Below are 15,442 nucleotides of genomic sequence, written 5' to 3'. Positions count from 1 at the left end.
TCTCCTCCGCGATACACGTGACGAGCGCCTGTCAGCATGGCCGAGGCGCAGTCTCCCACGCTCGGCGCCGCCCGTTCAGAAAATTCCTTGCGTTCATGTATGTGAACGTCTATGCTTATTCATGAACTCAGAATAGGCGATGTGCAAACGCTGCGCAAGCGCGTTTGCCTTCCGTCCATGCGTGAATTCGGGTTTTCCTTAGGCTTTTTCGGGGGCGCAATGACGGTCGCGAACGATTCGGATGTCAAAAGCGCACGGCGCGTAGTCGAGATTTTTCAATTGTTCGCGGAACTCAAGCAGGCGGTGCCGCTCGCGTTGATCAGCAAGCGTCTCGAGTTCCCCAAGTCGAGCTGCCTCGCGTTGCTCAAGACGCTCGAATCGAACGGCTATCTGTATCGCGTGCACGATTCGGCGGACTACTATCCCACGCGCCGTATCTTCGACGAGGCGCGCGTCATCATCGACAACGATCCGCTGCTATCGCACGTGCGGCCGGTGTTGCAGGAGCTCTGCAACGAAACCGGCGAGACAGTGTTCCTCGCCACGCGCACCGGCCATCAGTCGCACTACCTCGAAGTCGTGCAGTCGGGTCAAACGCTGCGCTACGCGGCAACGGTCGGAGAAAAGCGGCCGCTGCATATCGGCGCCGCCGGGCAGGCGCTGCTCGGCGCGATGACCGACGACGCGCGCAACGCGTTGATCGAGGAACTCGAGTTCGAGCAATACGCGCCGAATACCGTGACCAGCAAGACGCGCTACAAGCGTCTGATCGAGCAGGGCAAGGAGCGCGGCTGGTTCGTGTCGATCGGCGGATATCAGTCGGAGATCGCCTCGATCGGGCATTACGTGTGGATCAATGGCGAGGCGTATGCGATCGTCGTCGGCGCGCCGACGCAGCGGGTCAAGGGCAACGAGATATCCATCGGCCGGGCGGTCGCCAAGTACTGCAAGAAGATTTCGAGCCGGACGTAGCGGACCGCGAGATCCGTCGAGCGCGCGGTAGGAGCACTTGCGGCACCGGGTTCAGCCGCCGCGAAGCACGGCCCATACCTCGCTGCTCTGCAATTCATCGAGTGCGAGCACCGCATCGCGAACCTGTTCGGCGCGCGCGTGACTGACGGCCCAACACGCGTTCTCGAAGTACTTTGCGACGATCGCCTCGTTGGAGAGCGCGCGCTCGCCGGCGCCTTTGTTGATGCGGTAATAGCGGCGATGTTGCCGGCCGTCGTCCGTATCGACGATCATGCCGCCCGAGTAGTAAGCGGGGAACGCGCTATCGGGGTCCGCGACGCATTCCACTCGCGCGGACAGCGCGAGGATGCGCTCATCGGCGAGCGTATCGGGTTCCAGTTCAGCCAGTCCGAAGCGTCCACGCACGAGCGAAGCCGCCGCCACATATTGCGCGCTGAACTTCGCTTCATAGTTCGTGGTGGGCCGCCTTTTCGCCTCGAGTGGCTCGGTAACGATCGGCATGACCGGTTCGGGCAGCAGTGCCCGAATGCGGCTGATCCGGCTCAGATCGATCTCGCCGCTGTGCGCCAGATCGGCGCCGGCCTCCGCGATCGAATGCAGAAAATGGCATACAGGGTAGGGTTTGATCGCCATTTGCTCCGTTTCCCAGATTTCGCCGAGACCCGCGCTCGCCATGACGTAATCGACTTCGCCCGCGTGTTGCTGCAGGTGCGAATCGAATAGCCCATAACGCCCTTCATACGGGCGCGACGGCGCAACAAAACCGGCCTGCGCAAGCCGTGCCGCCGTGATGCCGCCAACGCAGCCCCAGCCCGGATGCAAGCGCTTGGACCACGTGCCTTCTTCGAGAAACACTTGCACGCCCGAAGCAGTGCTCGCTGCAATGCCTTGCGCCGCGGCCAGTTGCGCGGTATCCAGTCCATAGAGGCGGCCGGCGATCAACGCGGCCGAGAAGTGCGACAGCACACCGGTCGGGTGATAGCCGGCATGATGAAAGCCGCCTTTCGCCGCCGCGCCCAGACGCGTGGAGACTTCCATACCCACCAGATACGCGGCGAGCGCAGCGCGCCCGCTGGCGCCGGTTTCGTTGCCGACACACAGCGCTGCCGGCGCGCAGAAGGCGGTTGCGTGCACGATGCCTTTCATATGCGTGTCGTCGTAATCGAGTCCATGCATCAGCGCCGCGTTGAGCAGCACCGCATTGCGCACGGTGTGCGTTTCGCTGCTGCCGATCACCGGACTGACTCCGCTTTCGCCGAGCGCCCTGATGCCGCGCAAGATCACGTCGGCGAATTCGTTGCGATGGGACGCGAACGCAATGCCGAGCGCGTCGAGGATCAGATGCTTGGCGCGCGTGCGTACGTGGCGCGGCACTTCGTCGAGGTTCAGCGAGTGAGCAAACGCGGCGAACGTTTGCGAAAGCGTGCGGTTGCCGGCGGGTGTGCTTGCCATCGTGAACTCCATCGCATGTCGAATTCGAGGCCTGAAATCACGGGCCAACAGGATTCACGTTATAGATCGGCCTGCGTGACAAGCAAGCTGTTTCGCGAAAAACACCGTGCACATCCGCGATAACCCGGATCTTCGTCCACGCTTAAATCGACGTTCAGCATATCGAAATTCCGTATGCGGCGATTATCGGCGATGCTCGATAAAGCCCGCGACGCAGCGCGTCCGTGAGCGGCACGGGAAATACCATAAGACGATTGGAGACAGACATGCTACGAGCCCCGCTGCGAACCTGGATCGGCGCCTTGGCGGTGCTGCTTGCACTCTTGCCAATGGTCTCGCGCACGGCCTTCGCGAGCGATCCCGCGCTGATCGAGCAGGCGAAGAAAGAGGGCGGCCTCGTGGTCTACGGATGCGACCCGCCGCAAACGCCGGTGTATCTCGACGCATTCAAGAAGCGCTATCCGGAGATCAAGGTCAGTTCTTACGTCGCGGGCTGCTGGCAGATTTACAACCGCCATATCGCCGAGCGCAATGCAGGCAAGCAGGCCGCGGACGCGTTTTTCTCGCTGGAAGACGTCTTCACGCGGATGCAGAACGAGCAACTGCTCGACCCGTATCACTCGCCGGAGTTGAAGAACTTTCCCGCCGATGCCGCGCCCGCCGGAAAGGACTTCGAACGTGTGAAGACGTTGATTCTCGGCGTCGGTGCAAACAAACAGTATCTGAACGGCATGCAACCGCCGCAAGACTGGATGGATTTCGCCAACCCGAAGAAGGAGTGGCAAAACCAGATCACGTTTTACGACCCGCGTACGTCGTCGGCGGCTTTCTCGTTGCTTGCGACGCTGTACCAGAACTTCGGCGAACAGCGCACGGTGGCGATCTACCAGGGGCTCATCAAGTCTGGTGCTGAACTGACACCGACCACGCCGGCCGGTCTGTCGAAGATGCTGTCGGGCGAAAAGCCGCTGATGTTCTACGTGGTCAACAACCACTATAGCGGCGCGGTCGCCAAGGGCGCGCCGCTCGAATTCATCGTGCCGAAATCCGGCACCGTGTCGACGCCGTTTTCGGTCGCGGCGCTCAAGGGCGCGCCGCATCCCGCGGCGGCGAAGCTGTTCGTCGACTTCATGATGAGCGACGCGCAGACGATCATCCAGAGAGCGAACGAGTACGCATTGCGCAACGGCTCGGCGCCGCCGCAGGGCATGCCGAAGCTCGCGACGGTGAAGGTGCTGCCGCTCGACATCGACGCCGCGCTCAGGCAGCAGGCGCAGCTCATCGAGCTCTGGCAGAAAGCAACCGGAATCAGGTGAGGCCACGTATGTCGATCATCATTCGCCGCCTGCAAAAATCCTATGGCACGCAACCGGTGCTGAAGTCGGTCAGCGAGAGTTTCGCCGAGGCGCAGATTTCGGTGCTGCTCGGCGCGAGCGGTTGCGGCAAGACCACGACGTTGCGCTGTATCGCGGGACTGGAGCGGCCTTCGGATGGCGAAATCGTGATCGCCGGACGTACCGTGTATCAGGCTACGCCCGCGCTGTGGGTGCCGCCCGAACGCCGTCATGTGTCGATGGTGTTCCAGTCGTACGCAATCTGGCCGCATATGAGCGTAATCGAAAACGTCGGCCTGCCGCTGCGGGCGGCAGGAGTGAGCGGCGCCAAGGCACGCGACGCGGTGATGGCGACGCTGCGGCTCGTCGGCCTCGACACGTTCGCCGAGCGCAGCGCGACGCAGTTATCAGGCGGTCAGCAGCAGCGCGTGGCGCTCGCGCGCGCCATCGTGTCCGAGGCGCCCGTCATTCTGATGGACGAGCCGCTCAGCAATCTCGACGCGAAACTGCGCGTGGAGATGCGCATCGAAATTCGTGAATTGCAGCGGCGTCTCGGCCGCACCATTCTGTTCGTCACGCATGATCAGGAAGAAGCGATGTCGATAGCGGACACCGTCTACCTGTATCACGCCGGCACGGTGATCCAGAAAGGCGCGCCGAAGGATCTCTACGATCGTCCCGCCACGCGTCATGCAGCGGAGTTTTTGGGGCGGGCGAACATCATCGCGGACTACGAATGGCAAATGGGCGCGAACGGCGCGGTGTTCGCGATGCCCGGCGGCCTGACGTTGCCCGCCGCGCTCGCGCAACCGCCGCGGCCCGGCGAGCTGTTGTGCATTCGTCCGGAGAAGTGGCGCGTGCGTCAGGCGGGTACACCCGGCTCGATCGCCGGGCGCGTCGCCGAGGCGAGTTTCGTCGGCAATCGCACCGAGTACCGGATCGATACCGCGTTCGGCCAGATGAGCGTCGTGCAGCTCGACGCCGGTCCACGCCGGCCGGGCGACGCGGTCAGTATCGAAGTGGCGGCGGACGATATACGCGTGATAGGAGCGTGACCTTGGCCGACCTGCCTCTTTCGGAGCGTCACGCCGTGCAGCGCCACCGGTTCATGCAGCAGTTGCCGGCGATCATGGCGATCGTGCTGATCTGCTGCGCCGTCGCCGTCCTCGTGATCGCGCCGCTATGCGCCGTGCTATATCGCGCCGTATTCGACGCGGACGCGGGCACGCCGTCGGTGACGGGCCGTTACTTTGCCGAAGTGCTGGGCAAGCGGATTTACTGGGACGCGTTGGGCAACACGCTGTTCGTGTCGGGCGGCGCTGCGATGATCGCCACGCTGCTCGGCGTATCGTTCGCGTGGATTTTCGAGCGCACCGATACGTGGATGAGTGGCGTATTGCAATGGATCAGCCAGTTGCCGATCTTCATTCCGCCGTTCGTCGGCGCGGTCGCGTGGGCGCTGCTCGCCGCGCCCCGCAGCGGCATCATGAACCGGCTCCTCGCGGCGCTCGGTTTGCCGGGCGTGCTGGACGTCTACAGCCGCTGGGGCATGCTGATCGTGATCGGCCTGTATCTCGCGCCGTACGTGATGATGATCGTCGCGGCGGCACTGCGCAGCATGGACCCGAGCCTCGAGGAAGCGGCGCAGGTGTGCGGCCTCACGCCCTTGCAGACCATGCGCCGCATCACCATTCCGCTACTCACGCCGGCCGTGCTGTCCGGCGCTGTCCTTGCATTCACGATAGCGATCGGCCTGTTCGGCACGCCGGTGGTACTCGGCTGGTCGCGACAGATTCTCATGCTGACCTCGCGCATCTGGATCGGCTCGCAGGAAGTGCCGCCCAACTATGGCGTGATGGCCGTCCTGTCGATCTATCTGCTTGCGTTGTCGAGCTTCACGACGTGGCTGCAACGCGTGCTGATCGGCAAGCGGGTCTATACGACCATCAGCGGCAAGGGGTTCCGGCCGCGGCTCGTCGAACTCGGCGCATGGCGCTGGGCCACCGGCGCGCTTGCCGCGCTCTATGTCGTGTCCACGATCCTCGCACCGATCGCAATTCTGATCGCCGCGGCGCTGTCACGCTACACCTGGTCCGGCGAGTACTCGTTCACCACGGCGATCGGCTATCTGCAATCGGACGACGTGTGGTTCACGCTGCAAAACAGCGTGCTCATCTCGGTGGTTTCCGCGACCACGGCGACGCTCGCGGGCATCGTGATCGCGTGGATCGTCGTGCGCACCCGGCTGCGCGGCAAGGGCCTGCTCGAATACGTGATCCTGCTGCCCATTTCGATGCCGGGCATCGCGTTCGGCGTCGGCATGCTGCTGTTCTGGATCAACGTGCCGCTCTCTGTCTACGGCACCACGTTGATCATCATCTTTGCGTTCGTCGGCCGGTTTACAGCCTATGCAGTGCGGTCGGTGTCGGCCAGCCTGATCCAGGTGCATCCCGAGCTCGAAGAGAGCGCACGCGTGTGCGGCTATGGACCGTTGCGCACGTTCACGCACATCACGTTGCCGCTCATTCGCGCCAGCGTGATCGCAGCGTGGCTGCTGCTCTTCAGCTTCTTCATGACCGAGCTCTCGATGGTCGTGATTCTCTACACCGCGGCGGACCGCACGTTCTCCGTGCTCGCATTCGAAGCGTGGAATGTCGGCGATTTCTCGCGGCTCGCGAGTTACTCGCTGTTGCAGATGGCGGTCGGGATCGTCTTCATGGCGATTTTGAAGACCTGCTTTCGCAGCTGGAGCGCGCCGCGTTCCATGCAACCGGTCACACCGAACTGAAGCAGACGGCCGTCTGCGTAATCTGCCCGTTGCCGGGCGTCTGGAGGAGCAGGGTATGAAACCGAAGAACATGCTGATGGACACGATGAAGTCGGGCCGCACGGCACTCGGCGTGTGGGCGAACGATCCCGAAACCGCGGAACTGTGCGCGCATCTCGGCTTCGACTGGATCATGATCGACATGATGTTTACCGGCATGGACTTCCATGACGTGCAGAACATGATCCGCACCTGCGAGGCGGCTGGCATTACGCCGGTCGTGCGCATGCAGACCAATCCGTGGCACGGCTACGATGCGCGCATTGGCGTCGATCTGTCGCGCCTGCAGGGCCTCGGCGCGGAATACGTGCTGATCTCGCATTCGGGCCTACAGGAAATCAACGAAGCGCTCGAAATTGCGCGCGACTGGCACCGGCGCGCGCTATGGATTCATCCGTTCAACAGCCGCGAATGGGAGCAGCGCACCGACGAGATGGCGCAGGCCACGTACATCATTCCGCACGTGGAGAGCCAGGGCGGCATCGACGACTTCGACAAGGTACTGGACCATCCCGATCTGAAGATGTTCTTCTTCGCGATGACCGATCTGTCGAAAGTACTGGGCGGCAATGCGAAGAAACCGGACTTCAATAGCCCGGATCTGTGGAAGCTGGTGGACCGTGGTGTGAAGAAAGCGCAACAGCGCGGCATCATGGTCGGCGCTAATACGAGCTACGCCTATACGTTGGAGGAAATGCGCCAGCGGGTCAAACGGCTGCACGACGCCGGTATGAACTTCATCATGATCCAGGGCGCGCAGTTCCTGTTTCAGGTCGCGATGATGGAGTTTTTGCCGAACGTGCGCAAAGACCTGGGCCTGGTCTGAATGCGCGGTTGCGAACATCGCCATGATGATGCGGCACGCCGGAGGAGGTAACATAAGCCACGCGCGAGCTCACGTGCAAAGCGTGACACCCGCGCCCCGGTTTGCCGCTGAGGAGACAATCCACGTTATGGCGACGCATTTCGATCTGACCGACATGCAGTTGATGGTGAACATCGGCGAATCATTGAGTCTCACGCGGGCGGCCGAGAAATCGCACCTGTCGGCGCCCGCGGCCAGCATGCGGATCAAGAACCTCGAAGACTATTTCCGCACACCTTTGCTGTACCGTACCAATCAGGGCGTGACGCTCACGCGTTCCGGCGAGGAACTGATGCGGCATGCGCGCATTCTGATCGCGCAGGTCGAGCAGTTGCACGGCGATATGCAGGAATTCGCGCGAGGCGTCAAAGGGCGGCTGCGCGTGCTCGGCAATACCACGGCGATGATGGAGGTGATGCCGAACATCCTGAGCCGTTTTCTCGCCTCGCATCCGGATGTCGACCTCGAACTGCGCGAGAGCGGCAGTCAGGCGATTGCAAGGGCGGTCGCCGACGGTGCCGCCGATCTCGGCATTGTCGCGGGCTGTCCGCCTGCGGAAAACCTGCGCTATCTGCCTTGCCGCGACGACCGTCTCGTGCTGATCGTGCCGAGCGGTCACGTGCTCGAGGGACGTGACGCGGTGGCGTTCGCCGAGACGCTCGCGTTCGATTACGTCGGCTTGTCGGAATGGAGTGCGATTCACGCGTTCCTCGTGCGGGCGGCTGCCGAGGCGGGGCGGCCGTTCCGCTTTCGCGCGGAGATGGGCAATTTCGATGCGGTGTGCCGGATGATCGAGGCGACCGTCGGCATTGGCGTGATTCCCGACTCCGTGGCGCGCAGGCTCGTGCCGACCATGCGCATCACCGCGATCGCGTTGACCGATAGTTGGGCGTTGCGCCGGCTGCATGTCTGCGTGCGCGACTTCGACGCGCTGCCGCTCTTCGCCCGTGAACTGGTCGATATGTTCGCAGCCGAAGCGCATGTCGGAAAAGAAGACACGCTGACGGCCGGCACGGCGACGCCCTAGCGAACCTCGAAGATAGCCTCCACCTCCACGGACGCCGCGGCGGGCAGGGTGGCGACGCCGACCGCCGTCCGTGCATGCCGGCCGCGCTCGCCGAACACCTCGAAGAAGAGATCGGACGCCCCGTTGATCACTTTCGGCACGTCCGGATAACCCGGCGTCGCGTACACGAAGCCACCGACGCGGTGGCAACAGAGCACGCGGTCCAGGTCGCCGTCCAGCGCGAGGTGCAACGCCGCCAACAGGTTCAGCGCGCAGATCTGCGCGGCTTGCTGTCCGGCTTGAAGGTCATGGACCTCGCCGACCGGACCACTGAATCGCACTTCGCCTTCCCATTCACAGATTTGTCCGGAGAGGAAGATCAACTGGCCCGAGCGTGAAAACGGTTTGAACGCGCCGCGCGGTGCGGGCACGTTCGGCAAGGCGAGGCCAAGGGCGTTCAGACGGGCGAGGGCCGTACCAGGGGAAGCATTCGATGTGGGCGTGGTCATGGCGGTGTTGAAGGTTTCCATTGAGGTGAAAGCCGGCGGGCGATCGGAGCTGGTCAGGCGTTGGTCGATGCGAAGCGATCCGGTAGGCAAATCATGACACGACCGGGCGCTGGTGAGAAACGTGTGAAGCATGCTCGACGCTTCCATGCGAGCTAACGGCAACGATATACACCCGCGCGGGCGTATGATTTCGCAACCTCTGCCAAACAGGAGCCGCCCCATGCAACCGCGTGTCCATCTTCTCTTCATTACCGTATTGGCCGGTGCATTGAGTGCCTGCGCGCAGACCGGCCCCGTCGAATTCTCCGCCTCGGGCGCCGACGCGCCGATGCTCAATCAGGCAAGCGATATGGACTTCGGTCCGATGGACAGGACGATCGCGCAATGCAAAACGGTGTCGCGCAACGCGGGGCCGGGCCAATGCACGAAAGTTCGCGCCTACGAATCGTGCATGAAGAGCAAAGGCTACATTACCGTGCTCGGGCCGGAAAACCCGCAAGGCTGCGGCGACCCGGAATGGGAGAAGGATGTGCGGAAGTGGCTTCAGTGAGGGGTTCATTGCGCAAGCCCTGTCAGCACGCATGAGATCCCGGCTGCTAACATGACGCTCCCCCTGCTTGCGCGAGAGAACGACATGCGACTGAAAGACCGGGTTGCCTTGATTACGGGTGCTCAACGGGGCATCGGACACGCGATAGCGGCAAGATTCGTCGCCGAGGGAGCAAAGGTGGTGCTCGCCGATGTAACGGACGCGACCGCGGAAGCAGATGCGCTTTGCGCCTCAGGTGGCGAAGCCTGCTACGTCCGCGCGGACGTGTCGCTCGAATCCGACGTCAGCGAGATGTTTCGCCAGGCTGAAGCCCGTTTCGGACAGGTAGACATTCTGGTCAATAACGCAGGCATCGAATTCGCGAAGACCGTTCTCGACACGACCGTTGCGGAATGGGACCGTCTGATGGCGGTCAACCTGAAAGGCGTTTTCCTATGTTCGAGAGCGGTCATCCCGTCGATGCAAATGCGCGGTGAGGGCGTCATCATTAACATTGCGTCCGAGTTGGGACTGGTGGGCGAGGCCAATGTCGCCGCCTACTGTGCGTCGAAAGGCGGAGTCGTCATGTTGACCAAGGCGATGGCGGTCGATCATGGCCGCAGCGGTATTCGTGTGAATTGCCTGTGTCCCGGCCCCGTCGCGACGCAATTGCTGGAGGATGTGTTTACCAGCAGCGTCGATCCGGCCGGTTTGCGACGCTCATTCGAAGCCGCGACGGTGTTGGGCCGAATCGGTACGCCTGGCGAAGTCGCCAGCGCCGCCGCTTTTCTGGCGAGCGACGACTCGGCCTTCATGTCGGGCGCGAATCTGGTCGTTGACGGAGGATGGACGGCGCGTTGAATCACACGGGTGATCGAAGTGGCGCGACCGGCCAACCGGAGCGTGTGCGGATCAGCAACGAGCTGGGCGCGCCCGAAGCAGATGCCGAAGCGCACACGCGCCAAGGCTAACTAACTCGCGCAAAGCGCCACGATCTCCGCCGCTGACGCCTCTTCACGCGCCAAGGTTCGCCGGTCCATCCACTCGAAGCGGCCCGACGCGAGTGCTTTGCTGCTGACCACCACGCGTTGCCGGCATGCGATCAACTCGGCGTCGGCGAGCTTTTTTCCGGCTTGCGCCAGACGATCGTCGACCAGCACGCTCAATCCTTTTGCTTGCAGTTCGCGTTGCAGCGCCTGGGCGGCCTCCTGCCGTTCCTGACGCTCCCAGTCGATGACGGTGAGCACGACGTCGAAGGTGTTCAACGACTCGCTGCCCCAAAAGCCGCGCTCGTCGCGCTGCCGGCTGAGCAGCAGCATGGCGAGGCGCGAAACGCCCACGCCGAAGCAGCCCATTCTGACGAATTCGCCTTTGGCGTTCACCAGGCCCATAGCCTTGGAGTAACGATCGCCCAGGTCGAAAATGTGCGCACATTCGAGTGATTTCTGACCGTCGGTCTCGTCCTCGCCGAGTTCGCTGAGGACATGAAACTCCTCCGAGCTTTGGCCGCCGATTTCCCCGTTGTCGCTGGACTTGACGATGGCGGCGAGCCCCAGTCGCCTGAAGATGCGCTGATAGGCTTCGCGAACAGCCTCATACGCTGCGCGTGCACCGTCTTCCGTGGCATTGAAGGCGTAGCCGTCTTTCATGATGAACTCCTTGGCACGCGCGAGGCCGCCGCGTGTCCTCAGTTCGTCGCGGTATTTGTTGCCGAACTGATAGAGGCCCAGACTCATGTCCGTCCTGTTGTAGTGCGTCTTGACCATGTTGGTGGCCAATTCCTCGCACGTGGCGCCGAGGCAAAAGAGCCGGCCGGAGCGGCTCGTGAGCCGCATCAGCTCGTCGCCATACACGTCCAGTCGCCCGGTTTGCCGCCACAGATCGGCGTCCTGCAACAGGCTCATCTGGATTTCGCAAAAGCCGGCGCGCTCCATCTCCTCGCGCACGATGCTCTCGACGCGCCGCTGCGCTCTCAGGCCGAGCGACATCCAGGAGTAAAGTCCCGCGGCGTCCTGATGGACGAGGCATGCCTTGCGGGCGAGGTCGGTCAGTTCCAGCCGGGTGTTGTCCTGCTCGAAGAAACTGTTGGCGAAAAATTGCTGTGAGAATTTCATGATGTGCTCCGGATTCAGAATTCAGCGTAAAAACAGGCCTGAAATGAAAAAACGCCCGCAAGGGGCGTCCGGATCATCGATTCTCACGCGAGGCGCAGGCGCTTAGCCTCCCTGTCGCGAATATTGAGTTCTCGAGCAGACTCCGGCCGCCATAGCGGGCACCGGAGGTCGTTGCGGGAGAGTGCTCAAAAAGTCCATGATGTTCTGCTGCTCGTGCTGTACTCGTTTCTATTCAATGGCGGGAGATGCTGCGCCGACATGATCGAGCGGATCGCGGGTTGGCTTCGCTTCCTCGTCTTTCATTAGTTGCTACTCTGCACGAAACATGGCGCGGCTGCAACCCCGCCTCGCCAATGTCCGGGGCATAGGGGCACTGTCTGTGCTATTACCCAGGTTCGCCCAGCGTGCGTCTCAATGCCGTGAAGAACAGTTCCGACTGCGCGCGCTCGCTTTGCACCTGATTTGCCACGCGAGCCGCAAGGGCAGGGTCCACCGGCTTCAGGGCCCGCCCCGTGGAAAGCGCCAACACTTGGCTTTGGCAAGCCCGCTCCAAATAGTAAAGATCATCGTACGCGTAGTCGATGCGCTCGCCGCACACCACCACGCCGTGGTTGCCGAGGAATACGATGTCGCTGCCATTCATCGCATGCGCGATCCGTTCGCCTTCTCCGGCGTCCAGTGCCAGGCCGTTGTACTCGCGGTCCAGCGCGATGCGGCCGTGAAAGCGCATTGCGTTTTGCGACAGCGTGGTATCGAGGCCGCAGTCTTCGGTCAGCGTCAACGCCGTCGCGTAGGGCATATGCGTGTGCAGCACGCAATGCTTGCCCGCGATGTTATGGACCGCCGCGTGGATGAACATGGCGGTGGGCTCGACCTCGTGCCGACCGGCGACGCGATTGCCGAGACCATCCACGATGAGGATGTCGTCCGCCGTAATTTCGCTCCACATCAGGCCGCGCGGATTCAGCAGGAAGAGCCCGCGGTTGCCGGGCAGTGCGATGCTGAAGTGATTGCATACCCCTTCGCCGAGACCGTGATGCGCGGCCGCACGCAGTGCCAACGCAAGATTCTGCCGCAGGGCGACGACTTCCGGGGCGTGAAAAATGGCGTCTTCAACAACCGGGGTAGCTTTCATGGCGGTGTCCGCGTTCGTAATGATGTGGAGGAGGCGGCCCTTATCGCCCGACTCTCGACAAACATTGACGAGCTTATCAGCGGCTTCAGGCGAGAGGTAGTGCGAGCCTCGCTATTTCCGCGAAGTATCGCGCACCGGTTAGCAAAATATCATCATTGAAGTCATAGGTTGAATTATGCAACGGCACGCCGCCCGTCTTGCCCGTATCCCCGTTGCCGATGAAAGCAAAGTTGCCCGGCACGACCTGCAGGAAGGCGCCGAAGTCCTCGGAGATCATCATGGGCTGCACGTTGGCTTCGACGTTTTCAGCGCCGACGATATGACGGGCCGCCGAGACGGCAAGCTCCACATAATCCCCCGAGTTCACGGTCGGTGCAAATTCGTGCGTGTATTCGAACGAGCACTGCGCCCCGTGCGCGTGGCAGATCCCTTCGCTGATTTCTCGCATGCGGGTGGCGAGCATGTGCTGCACCTCCGGCGCGTAGCTGCGCGTGTCGCCTTTGATCGTCACATTCGAGGGGATGACGTTGCGAATGCCGTCCGTGATGAACTCGGTGCAGGAAATCACCGCCTGTAAGCCCGGATCCAGGTTGCGCGAAACGATGGTCTGAAGCGCCAGCACGATTTGCGACGCGATCACGATGGGATCCACGCCCATGTGCGGCCGCGCCGCGTGCGTGCCGCGCGCCTTGATATGGATGACGAAGTTATCCTCGCTCGCCATGATTCCGCCGGCTCGGGTCGCGAATGTGCCGGCCCGCTGGCCCGGCATATTGTGCGCACCGAAAATTGCGTCGACAGGGAAGCGCTCGAAGAGTCCGTCGCTCATCATCGCTTTTGCGCCGCGGCCGTGTTCCTCCGCCGGCTGGAAGATAAACCGCACCGTACCGTTGAAGTCTCGCCGCTCGCAAAGCAGGCGCGCCGCGCCGAGGATCATGGACACATGGCCGTCGTGACCACACGCGTGCATCTTGCCGTGCGTACCCGACGCGTGCGAACGGTCAGGCGCGTTTTCGAGGATATTGAGCGCATCCATATCGGCACGCAGTCCGATCACGCCTTTTCCCGACCCAACGGTGAGATTGGCGACGAGTCCGGTACCGCCGATTCCACGGTGAACCTCGAGGCCGAGCGTTTGCAGAATGTTCGCCACGTAATCGGCGGTCGCGACTTCCTCGAAGCCGGTTTCCGGATGCTGGTGCAGATGCTGACGCCAGCTTTTCAACTGCGATTGCAGGGACGTTTCCATGGTTTCAGATCCTGTTCGAATTCGATGCATGTCGACGCGTCATGCCATATCCGCCGATGAGTGAGCGAGATGGCCGAGCCAATCGGCCTGGCGCTCCAGCACCGACGCAGCGGTTTCGCCCACGCATTGCGCGTAGACGGAGGGCGCGGTCGCACCTTCCGTGCTGATGACGAGCACGCGCGAATTCGCATTCAGTCCGACCGCTCGCGCCAGGTTCGCGTCGCTCATTAACGCGGCCAGGCCTGCGAAACCCGCAGCGCCCGACTCGCCAGCCACTAGCGGCACATCGCGCGCGGAGCCGGCGGCCAATGCGCGCATGGCAATGATCGCGTCGTCGTCCTGGATGGTCATGAAGTGATCGATGCAAGGCTGCAGGATTTTCCACGCGAGCGGCGATGTCTCGCCGCAAGCCAGCCCGGCCATAAGAGAATCGATCGCTCCGCTAGCTCTCGTCGCGCGGCCCTCGAGCGCGCTTTGATACAGGCAATCGGCCTGCTGCGGCTCGACCACCACGAAGTGCGGCCGATCCGCGCCATAGGTCTCCCACAGAAAGCTCGCGATACCCGCGGCAAGGCCGCCCACGCCGCCTTGCAGAAAGACGTGAGTGAATGCCGGGACGTGCTGATCGCTGGCGCTTTGCTCGATGATTTCGGCGACCACGGTTCCGTAGCCCTGCATCACGTCGCGAGGAATGTCCTCGTAGCCTTCGTACGAGGTATCCGACACGACATGCCAGCCGTTTGCAGCAGCAAGGCGGGCTGCCTCTTCGACCGACTCGTCGTAGTTGCCCGCGATGCGGATGATCTTCGCGCCGTATGCAGCAATCGCCTGCTCGCGTTCGACGCTCACATTGGCATGCAACATGATCACGCATTCACAGCCGACCGTTTGCGCGGCTGCCGCCAACGCCTTGCCGTGGTTACCGTCCGTCGCGCTGATCACCGTCAGATGGGTGAGCATGTCCTTGCAGCGTCCCTCGATCACGGCAACCGCGTCGAGGTCGTGCATCGGCCAAAGGCGCAGGATCAGCCGGACCAGTGCGATGGGCGCGCCCAGCGCCTTGAAGCTGCCGAGTGGGGAACGCACGGACTCGTCTTTCACGCATAGCTTCGTGACGCCGAGTCGCGCCGCGGCATCGGGTAAATCCCGGAGCGGCGTTGCCTTTGGATTGAGGTGATCCCAATGCGACAGCCATGCACGGCTTTGCTGGGCCGCCGCCACGTTCAGGATCTGCGTCAGGTCATTGGGGTAGCACGTACGCGACGCATGCTTGTTGGCGATGAGCATTGCAATTCGACTCCGGAAAGACGGTTGGACAAAGTGATTTCAGTCGGGAAAAGGGCGGGACGCCGTCCTCGACATGTCACCTTCCACCAGAATAATATTGCTTGACCCGCGTCGATATGACGCAAAATGCAGGCTCTTTATGAAAAAAAATCTCATTTAACCG

The 15,442-nt window shown here is 62.4% G+C and carries 14 protein-coding genes; 8 read left to right on the top strand and 6 right to left on the bottom strand.

Annotation, left to right across the window (positions count from 1 at the left end):
• The first annotated feature begins 219 nt into the window (after positions 1-219).
• Complete coding sequence (locus P0D73_RS06205; RefSeq protein WP_165923839.1) at positions 220-972, top strand: IclR family transcriptional regulator; 753 nt, start codon at positions 220-222, stop codon at positions 970-972.
• A 51-nt stretch (positions 973-1,023) separates the two neighbouring features.
• On the opposite strand, the gene P0D73_RS06200 is transcribed toward P0D73_RS06205, so the two are convergent.
• The gene (locus P0D73_RS06200) at positions 1,024-2,424 is read right to left on the bottom strand and encodes an MmgE/PrpD family protein (protein ID WP_408176661.1); all 1,401 of its coding nucleotides are present in this window, start codon (positions 2,422-2,424) and stop codon (positions 1,024-1,026) included.
• Between the two features lie 266 nt (positions 2,425-2,690).
• Between P0D73_RS06200 and P0D73_RS06195 the strand changes: the two genes are divergently transcribed.
• From P0D73_RS06195 to P0D73_RS06175, 5 genes are all read left to right on the top strand, one after another.
• Complete coding sequence (locus P0D73_RS06195; RefSeq protein ID WP_408430365.1) at positions 2,691-3,740, top strand: ABC transporter substrate-binding protein; 1,050 nt, start codon at positions 2,691-2,693, stop codon at positions 3,738-3,740.
• Between the two features lie 8 nt (positions 3,741-3,748).
• Entirely contained in the window at positions 3,749-4,813 is a 1,065-nt protein-coding gene (locus P0D73_RS06190; protein WP_408430361.1) for an ABC transporter ATP-binding protein, read from the top strand.
• 2 nt (positions 4,814-4,815) lie between these two features.
• Entirely contained in the window at positions 4,816-6,546 is a 1,731-nt protein-coding gene (locus P0D73_RS06185) for an ABC transporter permease (RefSeq protein WP_408430358.1), read from the top strand.
• A gap of 55 nt (positions 6,547-6,601) precedes the next feature.
• Entirely contained in the window at positions 6,602-7,411 is an 810-nt protein-coding gene (locus tag P0D73_RS06180) for an aldolase/citrate lyase family protein (RefSeq protein WP_408176667.1), read from the top strand.
• Between the two features lie 127 nt (positions 7,412-7,538).
• On the top strand, positions 7,539-8,477 hold the full coding sequence (locus P0D73_RS06175; protein ID WP_132374426.1) for a LysR family transcriptional regulator: 939 nt from the start codon (positions 7,539-7,541) through the stop codon (positions 8,475-8,477).
• On the opposite strand, the gene P0D73_RS06170 is transcribed toward P0D73_RS06175, so the two are convergent.
• Entirely contained in the window at positions 8,474-9,097 is a 624-nt protein-coding gene (locus P0D73_RS06170; RefSeq protein ID WP_408311251.1) for a RidA family protein, read from the bottom strand. The genes P0D73_RS06175 and P0D73_RS06170 overlap by 4 nt on opposite strands.
• 88 nt (positions 9,098-9,185) lie before the next feature.
• On the opposite strand from P0D73_RS06170, the gene P0D73_RS06165 reads away from it, so the two are divergent.
• A complete protein-coding gene (locus P0D73_RS06165; protein ID WP_408176672.1) occupies positions 9,186-9,515 on the top strand; it encodes a hypothetical protein in 330 nt (109 codons plus the stop codon).
• An 84-nt stretch (positions 9,516-9,599) separates the two neighbouring features.
• Positions 9,600-10,355 carry an SDR family NAD(P)-dependent oxidoreductase gene (locus tag P0D73_RS06160; RefSeq protein WP_408430355.1) on the top strand — a complete coding sequence of 252 codons (756 nt, stop codon included), beginning with the start codon at positions 9,600-9,602 and terminating at the stop codon, positions 10,353-10,355.
• 110 nt (positions 10,356-10,465) lie between these two features.
• On the opposite strand, the gene P0D73_RS06155 is transcribed toward P0D73_RS06160, so the two are convergent.
• From P0D73_RS06155 to P0D73_RS06140, 4 genes are all read right to left on the bottom strand, one after another.
• Positions 10,466-11,608, bottom strand: coding sequence for an aminoacyl--tRNA ligase-related protein (locus P0D73_RS06155; protein ID WP_408176674.1), 1,143 nt, complete (start codon positions 11,606-11,608; stop codon positions 10,466-10,468).
• Between the two features lie 385 nt (positions 11,609-11,993).
• Positions 11,994-12,743, bottom strand: coding sequence for an aldolase (locus tag P0D73_RS06150; protein ID WP_408176676.1), 750 nt, complete (start codon positions 12,741-12,743; stop codon positions 11,994-11,996).
• Between the two features lie 85 nt (positions 12,744-12,828).
• Positions 12,829-13,992 carry a M20 aminoacylase family protein gene (locus P0D73_RS06145; protein ID WP_408282242.1) on the bottom strand — a complete coding sequence of 388 codons (1,164 nt, stop codon included), beginning with the start codon at positions 13,990-13,992 and terminating at the stop codon, positions 12,829-12,831.
• 39 nt (positions 13,993-14,031) lie between these two features.
• Complete coding sequence (locus P0D73_RS06140) at positions 14,032-15,279, bottom strand: diaminopropionate ammonia-lyase (RefSeq protein ID WP_408430352.1); 1,248 nt, start codon at positions 15,277-15,279, stop codon at positions 14,032-14,034.
• Positions 15,280-15,442: the final 163 nt, after the last annotated feature.

It is taken from the genome of Paraburkholderia sp. RL18-101-BIB-B (assembly GCF_046026985.1).
Taxonomy (GTDB): domain Bacteria; phylum Pseudomonadota; class Gammaproteobacteria; order Burkholderiales; family Burkholderiaceae; genus Paraburkholderia.
This window is presented reverse-complemented; position numbering and strand designations above follow the sequence as displayed.

Excerpts from the sequence above, each read along its gene's own strand:
- P0D73_RS06200 (WP_408176661.1), bottom strand. The coding sequence starts at position 2,424 with ATGGCAAGCACACCCGCCGGCAACCGCACGCTTTCGCAAACGTTCGCC.
- P0D73_RS06205 (WP_165923839.1), top strand. The coding sequence starts at position 220 with ATGACGGTCGCGAACGATTCGGATGTCAAAAGCGCACGGCGCGTAGTC.
- P0D73_RS06140 (WP_408430352.1), bottom strand. The coding sequence starts at position 15,279 with ATGCTCATCGCCAACAAGCATGCGTCGCGTACGTGCTACCCCAATGAC.
- P0D73_RS06180 (WP_408176667.1), top strand. The coding sequence starts at position 6,602 with ATGAAACCGAAGAACATGCTGATGGACACGATGAAGTCGGGCCGCACG.
- P0D73_RS06195 (WP_408430365.1), top strand. The coding sequence starts at position 2,691 with ATGCTACGAGCCCCGCTGCGAACCTGGATCGGCGCCTTGGCGGTGCTG.
- P0D73_RS06170 (WP_408311251.1), bottom strand. The coding sequence starts at position 9,097 with ATGCTTCACACGTTTCTCACCAGCGCCCGGTCGTGTCATGATTTGCCT.
- P0D73_RS06165 (WP_408176672.1), top strand. The coding sequence starts at position 9,186 with ATGCAACCGCGTGTCCATCTTCTCTTCATTACCGTATTGGCCGGTGCA.
- P0D73_RS06175 (WP_132374426.1), top strand. The coding sequence starts at position 7,539 with ATGGCGACGCATTTCGATCTGACCGACATGCAGTTGATGGTGAACATC.
- P0D73_RS06160 (WP_408430355.1), top strand. The coding sequence starts at position 9,600 with ATGCGACTGAAAGACCGGGTTGCCTTGATTACGGGTGCTCAACGGGGC.
- P0D73_RS06150 (WP_408176676.1), bottom strand. The coding sequence starts at position 12,743 with ATGAAAGCTACCCCGGTTGTTGAAGACGCCATTTTTCACGCCCCGGAA.
- P0D73_RS06190 (WP_408430361.1), top strand. The coding sequence starts at position 3,749 with ATGTCGATCATCATTCGCCGCCTGCAAAAATCCTATGGCACGCAACCG.
- P0D73_RS06145 (WP_408282242.1), bottom strand. The coding sequence starts at position 13,992 with ATGGAAACGTCCCTGCAATCGCAGTTGAAAAGCTGGCGTCAGCATCTG.
- P0D73_RS06155 (WP_408176674.1), bottom strand. The coding sequence starts at position 11,608 with ATGAAATTCTCACAGCAATTTTTCGCCAACAGTTTCTTCGAGCAGGAC.